This window comes from Daejeonella sp. (assembly GCF_049655485.1).
Taxonomy (GTDB): Bacteria; Bacteroidota; Bacteroidia; order Sphingobacteriales; family Sphingobacteriaceae; genus Daejeonella.
On the sequence record NZ_JBASJU010000152.1, the window covers coordinates 15,327 to 32,468 of the forward strand.

At 41.9% G+C, this 17,142-nt stretch carries 19 protein-coding genes; 13 read left to right on the top strand and 6 right to left on the bottom strand.

Annotated elements, in window-relative coordinates; translation table 11 throughout:
• Positions 1–55 precede the first annotated feature (55 nt).
• Positions 56–715 carry a DUF305 domain-containing protein gene (locus WBJ10_RS06210; protein WP_424288654.1) on the top strand — a complete coding sequence of 220 codons (660 nt, stop codon included), beginning with the start codon at positions 56–58 and terminating at the stop codon, positions 713–715.
• A gap of 96 nt (positions 716–811) precedes the next feature.
• Here the strand turns inward: WBJ10_RS06210 and WBJ10_RS06215 are convergent, their stop codons facing one another.
• Positions 812–1,390 carry a hypothetical protein gene (locus tag WBJ10_RS06215; RefSeq protein WP_424288655.1) on the bottom strand — a complete coding sequence of 193 codons (579 nt, stop codon included), beginning with the start codon at positions 1,388–1,390 and terminating at the stop codon, positions 812–814.
• A 174-nt stretch (positions 1,391–1,564) separates the two neighbouring features.
• Here WBJ10_RS06215 and WBJ10_RS06220 point away from each other — a divergent pair, with 174 nt between their 5' ends.
• Together WBJ10_RS06220 and WBJ10_RS06225 are read left to right on the top strand one after the other, a co-directional pair.
• A complete protein-coding gene (locus WBJ10_RS06220) occupies positions 1,565–2,593 on the top strand; it encodes a hypothetical protein (RefSeq protein ID WP_424288656.1) in 1,029 nt (342 codons plus the stop codon).
• 34 nt (positions 2,594–2,627) lie between these two features.
• A complete protein-coding gene (locus WBJ10_RS06225) occupies positions 2,628–2,840 on the top strand; it encodes a GDCCVxC domain-containing (seleno)protein (protein WP_424288657.1) in 213 nt (70 codons plus the stop codon).
• Positions 2,841–3,070: 230 nt separating this feature from the next.
• Here the strand turns inward: WBJ10_RS06225 and sucC are convergent, their stop codons facing one another.
• Positions 3,071–4,267, bottom strand: a complete 1,197-nt coding sequence (gene sucC, locus WBJ10_RS06230) for an ADP-forming succinate--CoA ligase subunit beta (RefSeq protein ID WP_424288658.1) — start codon at positions 4,265–4,267, stop codon at positions 3,071–3,073.
• A 143-nt stretch (positions 4,268–4,410) separates the two neighbouring features.
• Between sucC and WBJ10_RS06235 the strand changes: the two genes are divergently transcribed.
• From WBJ10_RS06235 to WBJ10_RS06260, 6 genes are all read left to right on the top strand, one after another.
• Positions 4,411–5,064, top strand: a complete 654-nt coding sequence (locus WBJ10_RS06235; RefSeq protein ID WP_424288659.1) for an ABC transporter ATP-binding protein — start codon at positions 4,411–4,413, stop codon at positions 5,062–5,064.
• 2 nt (positions 5,065–5,066) lie between these two features.
• Positions 5,067–5,543, top strand: a complete 477-nt coding sequence (locus WBJ10_RS06240) for a hypothetical protein (protein WP_424288660.1) — start codon at positions 5,067–5,069, stop codon at positions 5,541–5,543.
• 1 nt (position 5,544) lies between these two features.
• The gene (locus tag WBJ10_RS06245) at positions 5,545–6,159 is read left to right on the top strand and encodes an HAD hydrolase-like protein (protein ID WP_424288661.1); all 615 of its coding nucleotides are present in this window, start codon (positions 5,545–5,547) and stop codon (positions 6,157–6,159) included.
• Positions 6,160–6,205: 46 nt separating this feature from the next.
• On the top strand, positions 6,206–7,774 hold the full coding sequence (locus tag WBJ10_RS06250; protein WP_424288662.1) for a S41 family peptidase: 1,569 nt from the start codon (positions 6,206–6,208) through the stop codon (positions 7,772–7,774).
• Between the two features lie 238 nt (positions 7,775–8,012).
• The gene (locus WBJ10_RS06255) at positions 8,013–8,648 is read left to right on the top strand and encodes a peroxiredoxin (protein WP_424288663.1); all 636 of its coding nucleotides are present in this window, start codon (positions 8,013–8,015) and stop codon (positions 8,646–8,648) included.
• A gap of 90 nt (positions 8,649–8,738) precedes the next feature.
• Positions 8,739–8,942 (top strand): cold-shock protein, encoded by a 204-nt coding sequence (locus WBJ10_RS06260; protein ID WP_424288664.1) that lies wholly within the window; start codon positions 8,739–8,741, stop codon positions 8,940–8,942.
• A 40-nt stretch (positions 8,943–8,982) separates the two neighbouring features.
• Here the strand turns inward: WBJ10_RS06260 and WBJ10_RS06265 are convergent, their stop codons facing one another.
• Genes WBJ10_RS06265 through WBJ10_RS06280 form a run of 4 tightly spaced genes read right to left on the bottom strand, consistent with a single transcriptional unit; the run spans position 8,983 to position 12,623 of the window.
• Positions 8,983–10,167, bottom strand: coding sequence for a class I SAM-dependent methyltransferase (locus WBJ10_RS06265; RefSeq protein WP_424288665.1), 1,185 nt, complete (start codon positions 10,165–10,167; stop codon positions 8,983–8,985).
• Between the two features lie 4 nt (positions 10,168–10,171).
• A complete protein-coding gene (locus tag WBJ10_RS06270; protein ID WP_424288666.1) occupies positions 10,172–11,428 on the bottom strand; it encodes an aspartate kinase in 1,257 nt (418 codons plus the stop codon).
• Positions 11,429–11,439: 11 nt separating this feature from the next.
• The gene (locus WBJ10_RS06275) at positions 11,440–11,910 is read right to left on the bottom strand and encodes an N-acetyltransferase family protein (RefSeq protein WP_424288667.1); all 471 of its coding nucleotides are present in this window, start codon (positions 11,908–11,910) and stop codon (positions 11,440–11,442) included.
• Between the two features lie 26 nt (positions 11,911–11,936).
• Complete coding sequence (locus WBJ10_RS06280) at positions 11,937–12,623, bottom strand: YggS family pyridoxal phosphate-dependent enzyme (RefSeq protein WP_424288668.1); 687 nt, start codon at positions 12,621–12,623, stop codon at positions 11,937–11,939.
• 119 nt (positions 12,624–12,742) lie between these two features.
• Between WBJ10_RS06280 and WBJ10_RS06285 the strand changes: the two genes are divergently transcribed.
• The 4 genes from WBJ10_RS06285 (at position 12,743) to WBJ10_RS06300 (ending at position 17,097) form a co-directional block, all read left to right on the top strand.
• Positions 12,743–13,123 carry a DUF4296 domain-containing protein gene (locus WBJ10_RS06285; protein WP_424288669.1) on the top strand — a complete coding sequence of 127 codons (381 nt, stop codon included), beginning with the start codon at positions 12,743–12,745 and terminating at the stop codon, positions 13,121–13,123.
• Positions 13,120–15,486: an endonuclease MutS2 gene (locus WBJ10_RS06290; protein ID WP_424288670.1), complete on the top strand. Its 2,367-nt coding sequence runs from the start codon at positions 13,120–13,122 to the stop codon at positions 15,484–15,486. The genes WBJ10_RS06285 and WBJ10_RS06290 overlap by 4 nt, the downstream gene beginning before the upstream one ends.
• Before the next feature lie 219 nt (positions 15,487–15,705).
• Positions 15,706–16,407, top strand: a complete 702-nt coding sequence (locus tag WBJ10_RS06295; protein ID WP_424288671.1) for a CoA transferase subunit A — start codon at positions 15,706–15,708, stop codon at positions 16,405–16,407.
• A 33-nt stretch (positions 16,408–16,440) separates the two neighbouring features.
• Positions 16,441–17,097 carry a CoA transferase subunit B gene (locus WBJ10_RS06300; protein WP_424288672.1) on the top strand — a complete coding sequence of 219 codons (657 nt, stop codon included), beginning with the start codon at positions 16,441–16,443 and terminating at the stop codon, positions 17,095–17,097.
• Positions 17,098–17,142: the final 45 nt, after the last annotated feature.

Here is a 17,142-nt window from a genome sequence, read left to right on the forward strand (position 1 = left end):
ATAAAAGGTCTAAAGGCGAGCATCGTATTATTTAAATCAATCTAAATAATAAATCATGAAATCAAACACTTTAATTATTGGCGCCCTCGCGCTGACACTTAGTTATTCATCATGTCAGAATAATGCCTCCAAAACTCAAGGCGATCATTCAACCATGGATAGCACGGATATGGACATGAGTTCAATGCCCATGAACTCGGGAATGCAGGGGGCAATGGACAATATGATGACTGATATGCATCAAATGACAATGACCGGAAATGTCGATCACGACTTCGCAATGATGATGAAAAGTCACCACCAGGCTGCGGTTGAAATGGCGCAGGTAGAAATTGAATCCGGCAAAGACGAAGAGTTGAAGGCTATGGCCCAAAAAATTATCGATGCCCAAAAAGGCGAAATAAGTAAGTTGCAGTCCTTTTTGGATAGCCATAAAAATCCTGAAAAAAATTATGATCCGGCTGTGAAAGATCAGGGCTTTTCTAAAGTAATGGCTCAAAACATGACTATGATGATGGATATGCCTGAAATGGATAACAGCTCGTCGACAGACAAACACTTTGTACAGATGATGATTCCTCATCATCAGGGTGCCATACAGATGTCAGAAGGTTATATTCAATATGGTAAAGATTCGGAACTTATCGCTATGGCAAAGAAAATGATATCGGACCAGAAAATGGAGATTGAGCAGTTTAAAAAATGGACTGAGTAATAAATTTGTTCATTAAAAATGATAAGTGTTCAGTGACTATACATAAAAAAGGTTGCCTTTGATAAAAGGCAACCTTTTTATGTATTTATGAAAATCTTACTGCTTACGTCCAGCACCCATTGGTCGGCCTTTAGCAGATGGTTTTCCGGCTCCCGCAGGACGGGCTTTAGTAGCCGGTTTCCCCGCTCCCATATGACCTTCCGTGTGTTGTGGTTTTTTATCGCCACCAGCAGGTCGAACCTGATCCGTATTTTTAGATTTTGAACCCGCCATATCGCTTACAGCTTTTCCTTTTTCTCTTCCTTCAAGTGTAGTTTCTTTTGCAAGTCCGCTTACATCCTTACCATGGGTATTATGATCTCCAGCTGAACCGTTTAAGATACCATCGTCTGCACGGTCAGCGCGGTCTGATTTATACGCTCTTTTCGCCGTTTTGCGGGCTGTTTTTTCTTCCGGAGAAAGTATGCCATCATTATTTACATCGAACCGGGTGCCATCATTATCGAATTTAACCTTAGAATCATCATCTGCTGGCTCTACTTCTTGTCTTTCAATTTTAGCTTCCTTGGCGTCAGCTTTTCTCATTTTATTCTGCTCATTTTTGTTTTTACCTGTCTGGGCAAATGCGGATACAGCAAACACTGTAATCAACGCGGAAAGAAATATCTTTTTCATTTTTTTGGTTTTTAGTATAATCAAACTTAGTCCAGCAAGATGAAGGCAACATGAAGATTGCAAAATAAAATTTCCAACAAATTAAATTCCTGCTACCGGTAAAAAAAATCTAACTGCTTTTCTTCAGATAATGTAAGAAGAAGGTATCTTTAAACCTTACTAACCACTACACATATGCTAAGATCCCTTCTTCTTTTATTTTTGATTCTCCCATTTGCCAGCCAGGCGGCAGAAATTCGCGGGCAACAACCTAATATTGGTATTGATAATAAGGGTATTATACGAATGGTTTATGGTGATGGTGAAAAGATTTATTGCATAACTTCTACTAATAACGGCAGCAGTTTTTCTAACCCGGTATTAGTAGGTCAGATCGATGATATGCATTTGGGACATACCAGGGGCCCGCAAATTGCTTCGTCCAAAAATTACACACTTGTTTCGGCAATTGATAAAGATGGTGCGATACATTCGTATCGCCTTAGCCATGAGTCTGGAAAATGGACCAAACTTGGAAATGTAAATGATAAAAAAGAATCCGCAGTTGAAGGCCTTATGGCTGTTACTGCAGATGACGGAGATAACTTTTATGCGGTTTGGCTGGATATCCGTATGGACAAAAAAAACAACATTTTCTTTTCCTCTGTTAATGGCAAGTCATCATCCTGGTCGAAAAATCTGATGGTCTATAAATCCCCTGAGGGAAATGTGTGTGAATGCTGTAAACCAAATATCACTGCTAATAATGGTAGGGTAGTCATAGGCTTCCGAAATTGGCTGATGGGATCGAGGGATATTTACTACGCGGTTTCTACAAATAAAGGCAAGACATTTAACGCTCCCAAAAAATCAGGAACCGGTACCTGGCGACTTAACGCCTGTCCTATGGATGGTGGTGGTTTAGCTATTAGTGAAAATGGCCTTACTTCTACGGCCTGGAGACGTAATAGCGACGTGTATTATTGGGCTGAAAATCAAAAGGAGCAAAGGCTGGGTACGGGACGCGATGTGAGTATGGCGCAAAACAAAAACAACACCTTTGTATCATGGCAGGATAAAAACAAGATTAAGGTTATGGATCTTAAAAAAGATAAAGTCAGCGATATAGGCAATGGTATCTCACCAAGGGTGTATGCTTTGGATAATGGGAAGGTGATTTGTGTATGGGAAGATGATAAGACGGTTAGGTTTAAGGTGATTTAATATCAAAGTCCGGCCAATAAGCATATTGTAATTTATGGCAGAAATAACCTTAGAATCACTAATTGAATGTCCTCTCTGTGGTTTCAGAAAAGAAGAAACCATGTGCACCGATGCATGTGCTTACTTTTATAAATGTGAAAGTTGTGAAACAGTCTTAAAACCTATAAAAGGCGACTGTTGTGTTTTTTGTTCTTATGGGAGTGTTAAATGCCCTCCGATACAGGCGGGGAATTCTTGCTGTTCATAAACTGAACAATTCACTAAATATTTTAAAAGAGTTCAACCCTTTCAGGGTTGTGAAAACGACAACGTCATAGATACCACAGGCTACGCCTGTGGCTATGGCTATTCAAGCCTTTCAGGCTTGTATGGAATTCAATCCCAAGCCTGAAGGGCTTGAACAGCAGTAACCACGGGTACAACCCGTGGCGCCCCAAAAAATCACCTGCCGCGTCTCTTAATACTTACTACCGGATACTATTTCTCCTCCAGCACCTTCGTTACCAACGCCGCCGCCTCTTTCAGCAAAATAGCCGAGTAAACCTTCAGGCCTGACTCGTCAATAAGCTTCTTAGCTTCTACAGCATTCGTTCCCTGAAGGCGAACGATAATAGGCACCGGGATGTTTCCGATTTCTTTATAAGCGTCAATAACTCCTTGCGCTACACGGTCGCAGCGAACGATACCACCGAAAATATTGATAAGGATAGCTTTAACGTTTGGATCTGAAAGGATGATATTGAATCCAGCTTTAACAGTTTCTGCATTTGCAGTTCCCCCTACGTCAAGGAAGTTTGCCGGCTCACCGCCTGCAAGTTTAATAATATCCATCGTTGCCATGGCAAGTCCAGCACCGTTAACCATACAACCAACGTTTCCGTCAAGTTTAACATAATTCAGGTTTGACTTACTCGCTTCAACCTCTGTTGGATCTTCCTCAGCGGTGTCACGCATAGCTTCATAATCTTTATGACGGAACAATGCATTATCATCAAGATTGACTTTCGCATCTACTGCAAGGATCTTATTGTCTGAAGTTTTCAGGACAGGGTTGATCTCAAACATGGCAGAATCTGTTTCGTCATATGCTCTATATAAAGCAGCGATAAATTTCGTCATATCCTTAAATGCATCGCCGCTAAGGCCAAGATTAAAGGCTATTTTACGTGCCTGGAAGCCCTGAAGGCCAACTTTAGGATCGATTTCTTCTTTAAATATCAGGTGAGGGGTGTGCTCTGCAACCTCTTCAATGTCCATTCCGCCTTCTGTAGAATACATGATGATATTACGGCCTTTCGCGCGGTCAAGTAAAACGCTGATATAAAATTCTTTGGTTTCGCTTTCGCCCGGATAATAAACATCCTGGGCAACCAATACTTTGCTTACCAACTTGCCTTCCGGGCCCGTTTGTGGCGTGATTAGCTGCATGCCAAGGATCTGGCCAGCTTTTTCCTTCACTTCTTCAAGATTTTTAGCAAGTTTAACACCTCCGCCTTTTCCGCGGCCACCTGCGTGGATTTGTGCTTTTACAACAACCCAATCTGAATTGTATTCTGTCTTCAGCTTTTTTGCTGCTTCAACAGCTTCTTCAGCAGTGGAAGCGACAATGCCTTCCTGAACCCTGACGCCGAAGCTTTTTAATATTGCTTTACCCTGATATTCGTGAATGTTCATGTACTTATTATTTGGAGTAAAACTACGTTTTTATGTGCGAACCTGAAAATACTCAAAGAGCAAATCTTAAAAAATCATGTTTTTGTTGCAGTCTGGAAACCAATAGCAAAATTTTGCACCTTTGTGAACACAATAGATCAGATATGCTCCAGGCTACAGGAATTCATAAATCATACGGAAAGCTTCATATACTTAAAGGTGTTGACCTCGAAGTGCAAAAAGGTGAGATTATTACTATTGTGGGAGCATCCGGAGCGGGGAAGAGCACCTTGCTTCATATTATTGGTACGCTCGACAAACAGGATGCAGGAACCGTGAAGCTGAATAACGTGGATGTCCGTTCTTTGTCTTCGAAAAAATTGAGTGCTTTCCGCAACGAACAAATTGGTTTCATTTTCCAGTTCCACCACCTACTTCCCGAATTTACAGCTCTTGAAAATATCGCTATTCCGGCCTATATCGCAAAAAAGCCACGGAAGCAAACTGAAGACCGCGCTTATGAGCTATTGGATATGCTGGGACTTCGTGATCGTGCCCATCATAAACCCAATGAGCTCTCCGGCGGTGAGCAACAGCGCGTCTCGGTTGCGAGGGCTATGATCAATAATCCTTCCATTATCCTTGCTGATGAGCCCTCCGGGAACCTCGATTCAAACAATGCGGAGAGCCTGCACCTTTTATTCAAAGATCTGCGCGACCGCCTGCAGCAGACTTTCGTTATCGTAACACATAACGAAAATCTCGCTAATATGGCCGACCGAAAAATAGTCATGAAAGACGGCCAAATTATCCTGTAGAGATGTCCGTATTAATTACTGCCGGCTTAAGCCCCGAAGCCTATCGCCTCCAGCGGGTATTGGATACGAATGATTTGGTTTTCGCCGATACAGTCACGCTTCCCCATATACCCGGCACACGCAGTACCGTGCTTCCGCACCATGAAACAGCAAGTTTTGTTCATGAACTCCTTAAAGCTTGTCTCGATCTGGACATTATACGTGTTTATCCCTTAAATTTAGGCGAAGTACTGGAATTGTCGAAAGCCCGAACATTATTCATGGAATACGGTATTGTATTAATGATACCCTCGGAAATCTGGCTAAGGGACCATGCCAGTAAAAGTTACGGCAGGCTGGAACATATTTCAGTAATAGAGCATGGAAAACTTCTGGCTGGAAGTAATCTCACGCATAATTTACCCTTAGCGGGAGAGACGGGGGTTTTTACATGGGCAACCAAAGGGCAAGAATTAGAGTATAGCTTATATTTAGTTTAAGATGCTGGATTACAAAGATCTCGATCCACGAAAGAAAGCTTTCGTGTTCGAGTTAGATGATGTTATTTATCCTGAAAAAGACTACCTGCTGCAGGTTTACTATTTGTTTTCAAATTTTATTGAGTTTACAGAAGGTGTTCCTTCCTCAGCTGAACTTACGGCATTCTTCAAGAATGTTTATGATCATCATGGGGAGGAGGGGATTTTTGATAAAGCCCAGGAAGCTTTCGGAATTGACGAAAAGTATCGGGAGAATTTCGACCGTTTGCATTACACCGCAATTTTGCCATTAAAGCTCCTGATGTTCAGCGGAGTTTTAAAGCTAATGCAGGAAATAATTATTGACAGAAAACAGATATTTATTATCACCAACGGTAAGCCTGAAATTCAGCTGAATAAGATCCGTCAGATGGAGTGGAACGGGCTGGAACCCTATTTGAAAGTATTTTACGCAGAAGAGACAAAACTAAAACCCGAGCCCGATATATTAACGTATATATTGAACGACAATAATTTACTAAGAAAAGATGTTATGGTTATCGGAACTACAGAGATTGATGAAGAATTTGCTGCCAGCTGTGGAGCCGACTATATCAATGTCGCTGATTTTCTGTAAATTGAATTAATAAAAACGAACAACAAACCAATTATAAAATCAACCAATGATCATAAAAACCCATTTCCAAAAGGTACTGATATTGAGCTTTGCCTTGCTAGCAGGATTTTCTTCCTGTAAGAAGGATCCGAAGGTACAACCGGGGACAACACCGATTGTTACTACCCCTCCAACGAGGGCTGAGCTTACCAAAGATTCAATATTTTTGTACGCAAAAGAGACTTATTATTGGAATGAGCCGTTCCCTACCTACGAAGCATTCAAGCCAAGATCCTATGCAACTAATAAAGCTTTATTAGATGCGATAAGGGCTTTGCCAGGAACAGGTAAGCCACTTGTTACCACTGCCAACGATCCTGTACCGAGAGAAAAATATTCTTTCCTTGACGATGGTTCTGTGTCTTCCCAGTTAAGCGGGGTAAGCGGGGATTATGGCTTTTCCGTTTTTTACAACACCTCTGAAAGTCCGACTGGCGATCTCCGTATAAAGTATGTTTCACCGAATTCGCCGGCTGCTGAAAAAGGACTGAAACGGGGTTATAGGATAACAAAATTAAATGGCCGGACCGATTTGACTACTGCTTCGGATGCCAATGTTACCTTTGTCGGTAATGCGGTATTCGGTTCTGCGACATCTGTCGAATTGACCGTTCAAAAACCCGATGGTACATCCGTAGATATGACGATAAGCAGAGGAAGTTATTCCAATAATCCGATTTATCATTCATCGATCATAACTGTCGGCAGTAAAAAGGTCGGTTATATTGTATACAATAGTTTCACGACCAACTCAAAGGATGCCTTGACTACTAAAATTGCAGAATTCGCTACGGCAGGAGCAACTGAATTGGTTGTCGACCTAAGATACAATGGGGGAGGCTCAGTAGCTACTGCAGACGTCCTGACGAATTTAATTGCACCCGCTTCACTCAACGGGACTACCATGTATACTACGTTCTGGACTAAATCCATGCAAAATCTGAGAACCGCGACGGAAAGGAAAGCAAGTATATTAGCAAATCAACCACTAACTGACGAGAAAGGTAAATTAAGGCCTTTTACAGGTGGAGTAAACGGGGTATATGCGACCTATGCTGATATTGATTATTCACCAGCAGAAAATCGTACTGAGTTTGAAAAAGTCGGCTCGGCAATGTTCACCAAGGTCTACTTTTTGGTTCTTGGGGGTACAGCTTCGGCAAGTGAGCTGGTGATTAATAACTTGAAACCACACCTTGATGTCAAGTTAATTGGTGAAAAAACTTTTGGCAAGCCAGTAGGATTTTTTGCTATAAATATTGACAACATCGAACTTTATGTACCGCAGTTTGAAACGAAAAACTCGAATAATGTGGGAGGTTATTATAATGGTATGACTGTTGATTTCGAGGTCAAGGATGATGTTACTAAAGATTTTGGCGACAGAACAGAGAAATTGCTTGCTGCAGCGTTAAGTTTCTCTGAAAAGGGAACCTTCAGCCTTGGTAAACCAAACAATTCGATCAGCAGTACTCGCGGCATGTCTGCTGAAGAAGCACGTGCCATGACTGAAGAATTTGAGAAAGATAAATTCAATGGGATGAAGTACGATAAGTTTAAATTGAAGAAGAAATAGAGTTGTAAGTAATAAGTTGTAAGTAATAGGTTAAACGATATCCAGGTTACATCTACATGGCTAACCTAGCGTCTAGTGACTTATAACTTATAACCTACAACTTACAACTCTTCTTCACGATATTGTCAAGAATACCCCCTAATCTCAATTAAGGGGTATTTTTTTTGGAATGGCCCTCCATATCTAGTAAATTAGTATACTATTATTATTGAATAAGGAATTATAAAATTAACGTATTATGAGTTTAAAACTGGGCGATATTGCCCCAAACTTTAAAACACAATCTTCTCAGGGCGAGATAGATTTTTACGAATATATAGGAGATAGCTGGGTTGTTTTGTTTTCACACCCGGCTGATTATACTCCTGTTTGTACGACGGAATTAGGAAAGACAGCATCTCTTAAAGATGAGTTCGCGAAACGCAATGTGAAGGTAATTGCATTGAGCGTGGATAGTGCTGAATCTCACATGGGCTGGATTAATGATATTAACGAAACGCAGAATGTGGTGGTAAATTTCCCAATCCTGGCAGATGAAAACAGAGAGATTTCTGAATTATATGGGATGATCCATCCTAATGCTTCTGAAACTTTTACGGTAAGGTCGCTATTTATAATTGGCCCGGATAAAAAAATCAAATTGATGATTACTTACCCGGCTTCAACAGGCCGTAACTTCCAGGAAGTTTTAAGGGTTATCGATTCCCTTCAGTTAACGGCTAATTATAGTGTTGCTACACCTGCCGATTGGAAAGAAGGTGAAGATGTGGTAGTTGTGCCTGCAATTAAGACGGAAGATATCCCTGCTAAGTTCCCGAAAGGCTTCAAAGAAATTAAGCCATACTTAAGGATGACCCCGCAGCCAAATAAATAATTTGGTTTGATCAAATAATATCATTCGTTATATTTATGTTATTCTAATAGCTCTATGTATTTGATACATAGAGCTTAATTTGGTAAAATTATGGCAACTGGAAAAGTAAAATGGTTTAATACTCAAAAAGGGTATGGATTTATCGTCAATGATGAGGATAACAAAGAGATCTTTGTGCATTTCAAAGACATTGATGGTGGAGCGAACAGTATCAGAGAAAATGACGAAGTTGAATTTACTGTAGAAGAGGGCAAGAAAGGCCTTCAGGCAACCCACGTACGGAGAACACAATAGATATACTCCTTAAGGGTCGGCTAATATAAAATAGCCACCTTTAAAATAATCTTTCACAATGAATCACGAGTAATTCATTACCTGGCCCAGTGCAGAACAACAGATAATCAGCACCGCCATCAGTGATTCGTAGTTTTTTCCTGATTTTCTCAGGATCCAACGGAAAGTTCCGGCAAATGATATTTGCCTTAAGGAACTTTTGTTGCTTTGTAAAACTTCCATATTCCCAGGTATTCAATACTTTGAACTTCCTCCCAATAAAGTTTTCCTGCAAATTTTCCGAAGTATAGAGATGGGTGTGCTGATGGAGCTTCTTCACAGAAAAATCTCTGCTAACTAACTTGAAACATCCTGCTTTTAGCAAAGAAACATCGGGTTCATACACATAGGCGAGGGGCTTGGAATAATGATCGGGGACAAAAGCTGATTCCTCCGATGCCCGGAAAGTGAAGACTTCTGCCTGGCCCTGATAAAATGCAGCACATGTTATCGGCGGATCGGTTTCCTCGGGTGCATCCTGATCAATCAAGTACAGCACTTCTTTGCATTCATTTTTGATGCTAATGATGTGAATGCTGCTAACGGTTCCCAATTCTTTAATTGTGGATTGCAAATCGAGTAGGGGTGCTGTTTTAATGATAAGTCGTTGACATTTTTGGGAAAGCAGTTTCTTATGGCTGATTATATCCGGCTCACAGTCTTTGAGCATAAAGACTTTCCTGGAACCAGCTCTTCGGGAAGGATCAATATACATGGTGTCGTAGCGGCGGCTGCCCGCGGTGATATACTCAATTCCATCACCAGGTATGTATTTCACCTTTAAGCCAAGAACACCCGAGTTGTGTGCCGCAATTTCGGAGAGTTCCTGATTGATCTCGCAATGCGTCACTTCTTCAACAACCTGGGCGAAAGAGGCCGTATCTACTCCAAAACCACCTGTCAAGTCAATTACGTAATTTCCAAAGAGTAAACCCGCTTTATACTCTGCGGTCGTTTGTGACGAGCATTGCTCAAGGGCCAGTTTTTCAGGAAAATAGATTCCTTCGGTAGTGTACCATAAAGGCAGCTTGATTTCGCAGCGTTTCAACCCGTCAATCTGTTGAGCCAGCTCTTTTGGGCTGACCTCTGGAAAAGGGCTTTTAGAAAGGCTGATCCTTGCAATATCCGAGCGGACATTGCTCCGGATATATTCCTGTACCTTTTTATCTAAAATTGCCTTATTCAATGGCTTATTTTAAAACAAATTGAGCGGTATTGCGGCTAAGCTGTTCAAGCAGAACCTTCCTGCCGGAAACAAGCTTTTCAATATCCGGACGGGTATAATGCCTTATTGTGAGCAGTTCCAGGCCGGTATTATATTTTATTTCGAATGCAGAGAGTTGCTTAAGTAGCCGGCTGAATTTCGCTTCATTGTAATCCGTGCAGATTGATAAACTTAAAGCGGATACCTGCATCATATTGATTTTAATACTGGCAAGCGCCAAAGTACTGAAAATGCTTCCCAGCACCGATTCGTCAATAAATGACAGATCCGGCGATCTCAGCGAAAGCAATACCTGCTCTTTTTTTAGAATAATGGCAGGGAAACTTTTATCAAAAGTCGACTCGCTATCGATTCTGGTCCCCGGATCTCCAGTATGGGTAAAGGATTTCACAAACAAAGGTATACCAGCGTTTTGAAGTGGCTTTATTGTTTTCGGATGAATTACTGACGCACCATAATATGCCATTTCAAGAGCTTCTACATAGGGGATATGGCTGTAAACCTTAGTATCACCAAAAACCTTAGGATCGGCATTCAACACTCCCGGAACATCTTTCCAGATGGTCAGGGAATCGGCTTTAAGCCCGGAGGCAAATATAGCCGCTGAATAATCTGAGCCTTCTCGTCCAAGAGTAGTGGTAAAGTTTTCGGAAGTGCCGCCAATAAAGCCCTGGGTGATTATGAACTGATCAACAAGGGTCTCGCTCAGGCTTTGTATAGAAGCAGCAGTCTTAACCTGGTCAATTCTTCCTTCACGGTAGCTGTTATCGGTATGTATAAAACCCCTTGCGTCGATCCATTTGGTTTTTAAGCCTATGGAATTCAGGTATGCTCCGACTATTTTACTCGAAACTAATTCGCCAATAGAAACGATCTGGTCATAGTTGAAGTCGTAATCAGGGTGAGGCTCCTCTTCCAGGATCCAGTCGATTTCTATAAAAGCGTTTTCAATATCATCAAATACCGGATTTTGTGGATCATCGAACAGCCCGTTTAATATATTGTAGTGGTATTGCTTAATTTCTTGAAAGGCTTGATGTGCATCAGGGTTTTGTTTTGCATATAAGTCAGCTAAATCTTCCAGTGAATTAGTGGTCTTACCCATCGCCGACACTACAATCAAAATCTGGCCCTCCTGATAAGAGGATAGAATACTTGCCAGGATTTTTACTCCTTCTGCATCCTTAACGGACGCCCCCCCGAATTTAAATACCTTAATCACAAATCTTAGAATTAGTGGAAATTTGCAAGCTGTTCCTTTGAAAGTGAAACATTCAGCCATCCGCCGTCCAATGGTGCATTGTACTTTTTATAGAAGTTTATCGCCGGTTCGTTCCAGTCTAAGACCTGCCATGACATGCCATTGAATCCCTTTTCAACAGCTTCCTGAATCAGCCTGTCGAAAATGATTTTGCCGATTCCTTTACCGCGCATTTGCTCAGTAACTAAAAGGTCTTCCAGATACAAACGACACCCTTTCCAGGTGGAGTAGCGGACGTAGTACAATCCGAATCCATGGATGATTCCATCAGCTTCAGCTACAAAAGCTTTCCAAACTGGATTAGGACCGAATCCGGCATCTTCAAACTCTTTAAGCGTTACGCTCACTTCATCGGGGGCCTTTTCATAAACTGCCAACTCATGTATAAGTTCCAATAATCGCCCGCAATCTTCAATCCTGGCTACCCGTATTTTTATATCCATCTATTCTGATAATTTCTATGTCAAATCTATGCTGTCTTAGTCTTTTTGGCCCTCACACCAAATAAGGTGCTTCCAAGCCTGATCAACGTGCTACCCTGCTCAATGGCAAGTTTATAATCGCCCGACATCCCCATGGATATTTCGGTAAAATCGGCGTCTTTCCTGTAAAAGGTTTCTTTTAAACCTGTAAAGAAGGTTTTTAGTTCGTAAAACTCATCTTTAATCATGCGCTGGTTTTCGGTTAAGGTTGCAATACCCATCACTCCACGGATTCGGATATTCTTAAGTTCCACAAACTCCTCGGAGCGGAGCAATTCTATCGCCTCTGCGAAATCCAGACCGAATTTAGTGTCTTCATCAGCAATATAGATCTGAAGCAGGCAGTCGATAACCCGCCCATTTTTTACTGCCTGCTTATTAATTTCCTGTGCCAGCTTTAAACTGTCGACAGAATGGATCATGCTAATGAACGGTGCAATATACTTTACCTTATTGCTTTGCAGGTGCCCGATGAGGTGCCATTCGATATCTTTAGGTAGCGTGTCATACTTTTCAACCAGCTCCTGCACTGTATTTTCACCGAAAACCCTCTGACCGGCAGCATATGCTTCGGCGATACTCTCTGCTGGTTTGGTCTTGGATACGGCAATTAACTTGACCTTTGTATTTTTCAGTTCTTCCTTTATAGCTGATATATTAGCTCCAATGCTCATTAAATGCGTAATTTTGTGAGGAAATTAAAATGTTAAAAGTACAGGAATTAGTATCAAGTAGCAAGTATCAAGTATCAAGACATTGGATGGGTAGTTTACTTCATACCCATATATATAATATGAATCGACTAAAACTATTAATCATTTCCCTCTTTCTATTGACAGCTTGCTCTACCGAGGAGCTTCCCGAAGGTGTACTTGACCAACAAAAAATGGTGAACGTATTAACAGACATGACCGTAATTGATGGTTATATGTCGACTTTGATGTATACTGATACGCTTAGAACATCAGGAAAAAATTACTACGCAACCGTGTATAAAAACCATAATATAAGTAAGGCTGCATTCGACAAGAGTCTGAAGTATTACAGCATGCAGCCTGCACTGCTTGATAGTATGTACACCAGGGTGACCAAAAAACTGGAAGCCAAAGAAAAAACTCTGAATAAACTTCAAATGAAGGAACAGATAAAGACATTTCAGAAGGCTCCTAAATGATATACCCGCACAACGCAGCAGAGAAGCTTGGTTTTCTGGATATTAAAGAATTGATTAAATCTTATTGCCTGAGTACAATGGGGCAGCAGATGGTTGATAAGATCAGTGTGATGAATAACTTCGATCATATCAATAAGTTTCTGCGCCAGACTAAGGAATTCAAAAACATCCTTATTAACGACTCACCATTACCGATCACTAATTTTTTTGATATCAAGGTAATGGCGGAAAAAGCCCGGGTTGAAGGGGTCTATCTTTCCGAAGATGAGTTTTTCAAGGTCTCATTGTCGCTTGCCACAGTCTTTGCCGTTATTCACTATTTTACCGAACGAGAAGGGCAGTATCCCAATCTGGAAGCCTTATTCGAGCATTTGCCTATCGAGAAGTCCATCCTCGTTAAGATCGATAAGATATTAGATCCGAAGGGAAAGATCAGAAGCAATGCCTCTTCAGAACTTCAGGATATCACCACCAACATCGCGAAAGCGGAACAGGAAGCAAGAAAAAGAATAGATCAGATCTTTAAAAGCGCTCAGAACAGTGGCTGGACGGCGGATGGAAGCTTAACAGTACGCGACGGGCGTTTATGCATCCCGGTACTCGCGGAAAATAAAAGGAAAATCAAGGGTTTTATTCATGATGAGTCTTCATCCGGGCAAACTGTTTATATGGAACCTGAGGAGGTTTTTCAGTTGAATAATATTATCCGCGACCTGGAATTTGAGAAACGGCGTGAGATTATCAAGATCCTCGTAGCACTGACCGATGAACTGAGGCCTTATGTGCCTTTGTTATTATCCTATCATGGGCTTCTCACAAAACTGGATTTTGTCAGGGCCAAAGCGCTGTTTGCAATCAGTATTGAGGCAGAAATGCCTGTGCTTGTTAAAGAAGCGGAGATTGATTTAATCAATGCGCGTCACCCTTTATTATTTCTGAACTTTAAAAAGGATCATCACACGGTGGTCCCCCTCAATATTAAAATCGACGAGCAGCAAAGGGTAATAGTGGTCTCCGGGCCCAATGCAGGAGGTAAATCGGTTTGTATGAAAACCGTTGGTTTACTTCAGATCATGGTACAGGCGGGTCTGCTTATTCCCGCCGACGAACATTCCAAAATTGGATTATTCAAGCAAATATTCGCCGATATTGGTGATGATCAGTCGATAGAAAGCGACTTGAGTACTTATAGTGCCCACCTCTCGAAAATGAAGAATTTCCTGGAGATGGCCAATTCAAGGACTCTTATCTTAATTGATGAGTTTGGTACAGGCACCGACCCGCAGTTTGGGGGGCCTATAGCCGAAGCTGTTCTTGAAGAGTTGAATCAGAAAATGGTCCGGGGTGTGGTTACAACGCACTATTCGAACTTAAAGACCTTTGCAAACTCTACCCCCGGGTTGGAAAACGCATCCATGCTCTTCAATAATCAGGAGATGCAGCCCTTGTATATTTTATCGCTTGGCAAGCCGGGGAGCTCGTATGCTTTTGAGATTGCTCAAAAGATCGGGCTGAGCCAGAAAGTACTGGCTTCGGCGAAGAATAAAATCGGTGATTATCAGAAGAAAGTTGACACTCTTTTAGTTGATCTCGAAAGAGACAAAAAAGAACTGATTGATACACGGATATCCCTGGAGAAAAAGGAGCGGGGATTAAAAGTGATGCTGGCGGAGAATGAGCAGCTAAAATCTTATCTGGAGGAGAATAAGAAAACTATCCTGAAGGACGCTAAGATTGAAGCACAAAATATTATCAGGAATGCCAATAAATTGATTGAAAATACCATTTCTGAGATCAAAGAGAACAAAGCGGAAAAAGAGCAGACACAAAAACTCCGGCAGAACCTTGAGCAAGAATTAAAAAAGCATAGTGTCCCGGTTAAAAAGGTGGTGAAAGCAGACACCGCCCCTCCAGAACTTCAAAAAGGCGATTGGGTAAAATTGATCGACTCTGAAACTATAGGACAGGTCATGGAAATTGCGCGCGACAATGTTATTATGGCTATGGGCGATTTGAGGTCGGTTGTCAAGCTGAAGCGCGTAGAGAAAATATCTAATAAGTCGGTTCCTAAAGAAATTCGCAAGTCCTATGCACACGACCTAACACAGGATTTTTCCAGCTTCAGCACAGAGCTCGACCTTCGCGGCCGCAGGGGTGAAGAAGCTTTACATGAGATTGAAAAATACCTTGACCGGGCAGTAATGATGGGATTAAGTACACTTAAAATAATTCACGGCAAGGGCGATGGTATTTTACGTAAATTGATACGGGGCTATTTGAGTAAATACCCCCAGGTTGCACGGATTGAAGATGAGCATGCCGATCGCGGCGGCGATGGCATTACCTATGTGCATCTGAAATAGGAGAACAAATTATAAAGCAACACGTTAAAGAGGAAAATAATGTTTTCGTTGTGTACAATTACGATCGATCCGGCACTTATATGGAGAAAATTGTGCGGTATACTTACTCCGGCACTACTTTAACAAATCCGACAATACTGGTAACAACGATAAGATCATTGTTCTGATGAGGAAATAAGTTCCCGGCTTTTACTATTTTCGCGTACTAACCAATAAATTATGATCAATAAAGTAGTTACTGATGCTGATGAAGCAATCAGGGATATTAGTAATGGCATGACCCTCATGCTCGGGGGGTTTGGCTTGTGCGGCATACCCGAAAATTGTATTAATGCGCTTGTCAGAAAAGGAGTAAGGGATCTCACCTGTATTTCTAATAATGCCGGGGTCGACGATTTCGGCATTGGGCTGATGCTAAAGCAAAAGCAGGTAAGGAAAATGATTTCCTCCTATGTGGGAGAGAATGCGGAATTCGAAAGACAGCTGCTAAGCGGAGAATTAGAAGTTGAACTCATCCCGCAGGGCACCTTAGCTACACGCTGTATGGCTTCAGGTTATGGCATGCCGGCAATTTTTACGCCTGCGGGTGTAGGAACAGAGGTTGCAGAAGGTAAAGAAACCCGGAATTTCAATGGTAAGGATTACCTCATGGAGCTGGCCTTCGAAGCTGACTTCGCCATTGTTAAAGCCTGGAAGGGCGATACCGCAGGAAACTTAATATACCGTTCAACGGCCCGTAATTTCAATCCGGTGATGGCGATGGCAGGTAAGATAACAATCGCTGAAGTGGAGGAATTGGTAGAAGTAGGGGAACTGGATCCGGATCATGTGCATACGCCGGGGATTTATATTCACCGTATTTTCCAGGGGAAGGATTATGAGAAGAGGATTGAGCAGAGGACGGTTAGGGCAAGAGTGTAGCTAATTGACAAATTAACAAATCGACAAATTAAAATGTTAGATAAAGACGGTATCGCAAAGCGTATTGCGAAAGAAATAAAGGACGGATATTATGTAAACCTGGGGATTGGTATCCCTACTCTGGTGGCTAATTATATCCCTGAGGGGATAAATGTGGTTTTACAGTCGGAAAACGGCTTATTAGGTATGGGTCCATTTCCTTTTGAAGGAGAAGAGGATGCCGACCTGATTAATGCAGGGAAGCAAACAATCACCACCTTGCCTGGGTCAGCCATTTTTGATTCGGCTCTAAGTTTCGGAATGATTCGTTCCCAAAAAGTGGATCTGACCATATTGGGTGCGATGGAAGTTTCCGAAAAGGGTGATATTGCTAACTGGAAGATTCCCGGTAAAATGGTAAAAGGAATGGGAGGTGCAATGGATCTGGTCGCTTCGGCAAAGAATATCATTGTTGCCATGCAGCATGTAAACAAAGCTGGTGAAAGTAAGTTGCTGGCAGAGTGCAGTTTGCCACTAACAGGGGTAAGGTGTGTGAAAAAGATCGTTACAGAGCTGGCTGTACTTGAGGTTTTGCCGGAAGGTGGTTTTAAATTACTGGAACGTGCACCAGGTATTAGTGTTGAGGATATAAAGAAAGCTACGGCTGGGAAGTTGGTTATTGAGGGGGATGTGCCGGAGATGGTGTTGTAATTGAGGGTGTCATTGCGAGCGCAGTGCGGCAATCTCTTACGAACG

Excerpts from the sequence above, each read along its gene's own strand:
- WBJ10_RS06210 (WP_424288654.1), top strand. The coding sequence starts at position 56 with ATGAAATCAAACACTTTAATTATTGGCGCCCTCGCGCTGACACTTAGT.
- WBJ10_RS06300 (WP_424288672.1), top strand. The coding sequence starts at position 16,441 with ATGTTAGATAAAGACGGTATCGCAAAGCGTATTGCGAAAGAAATAAAG.
- WBJ10_RS06285 (WP_424288669.1), top strand. The coding sequence starts at position 12,743 with ATGAATCGACTAAAACTATTAATCATTTCCCTCTTTCTATTGACAGCT.
- WBJ10_RS06280 (WP_424288668.1), bottom strand. The coding sequence starts at position 12,623 with ATGAGCATTGGAGCTAATATATCAGCTATAAAGGAAGAACTGAAAAAT.
- WBJ10_RS06295 (WP_424288671.1), top strand. The coding sequence starts at position 15,706 with ATGATCAATAAAGTAGTTACTGATGCTGATGAAGCAATCAGGGATATT.
- WBJ10_RS06215 (WP_424288655.1), bottom strand. The coding sequence starts at position 1,390 with ATGAAAAAGATATTTCTTTCCGCGTTGATTACAGTGTTTGCTGTATCC.
- WBJ10_RS06225 (WP_424288657.1), top strand. The coding sequence starts at position 2,628 with ATGGCAGAAATAACCTTAGAATCACTAATTGAATGTCCTCTCTGTGGT.
- WBJ10_RS06245 (WP_424288661.1), top strand. The coding sequence starts at position 5,545 with ATGCTGGATTACAAAGATCTCGATCCACGAAAGAAAGCTTTCGTGTTC.
- WBJ10_RS06240 (WP_424288660.1), top strand. The coding sequence starts at position 5,067 with ATGTCCGTATTAATTACTGCCGGCTTAAGCCCCGAAGCCTATCGCCTC.
- WBJ10_RS06220 (WP_424288656.1), top strand. The coding sequence starts at position 1,565 with ATGCTAAGATCCCTTCTTCTTTTATTTTTGATTCTCCCATTTGCCAGC.
- WBJ10_RS06250 (WP_424288662.1), top strand. The coding sequence starts at position 6,206 with ATGATCATAAAAACCCATTTCCAAAAGGTACTGATATTGAGCTTTGCC.
- WBJ10_RS06235 (WP_424288659.1), top strand. The coding sequence starts at position 4,411 with ATGCTCCAGGCTACAGGAATTCATAAATCATACGGAAAGCTTCATATA.
- WBJ10_RS06260 (WP_424288664.1), top strand. The coding sequence starts at position 8,739 with ATGGCAACTGGAAAAGTAAAATGGTTTAATACTCAAAAAGGGTATGGA.
- WBJ10_RS06290 (WP_424288670.1), top strand. The coding sequence starts at position 13,120 with ATGATATACCCGCACAACGCAGCAGAGAAGCTTGGTTTTCTGGATATT.
- WBJ10_RS06255 (WP_424288663.1), top strand. The coding sequence starts at position 8,013 with ATGAGTTTAAAACTGGGCGATATTGCCCCAAACTTTAAAACACAATCT.
- sucC (WP_424288658.1), bottom strand. The coding sequence starts at position 4,267 with ATGAACATTCACGAATATCAGGGTAAAGCAATATTAAAAAGCTTCGGC.
- WBJ10_RS06275 (WP_424288667.1), bottom strand. The coding sequence starts at position 11,910 with ATGGATATAAAAATACGGGTAGCCAGGATTGAAGATTGCGGGCGATTA.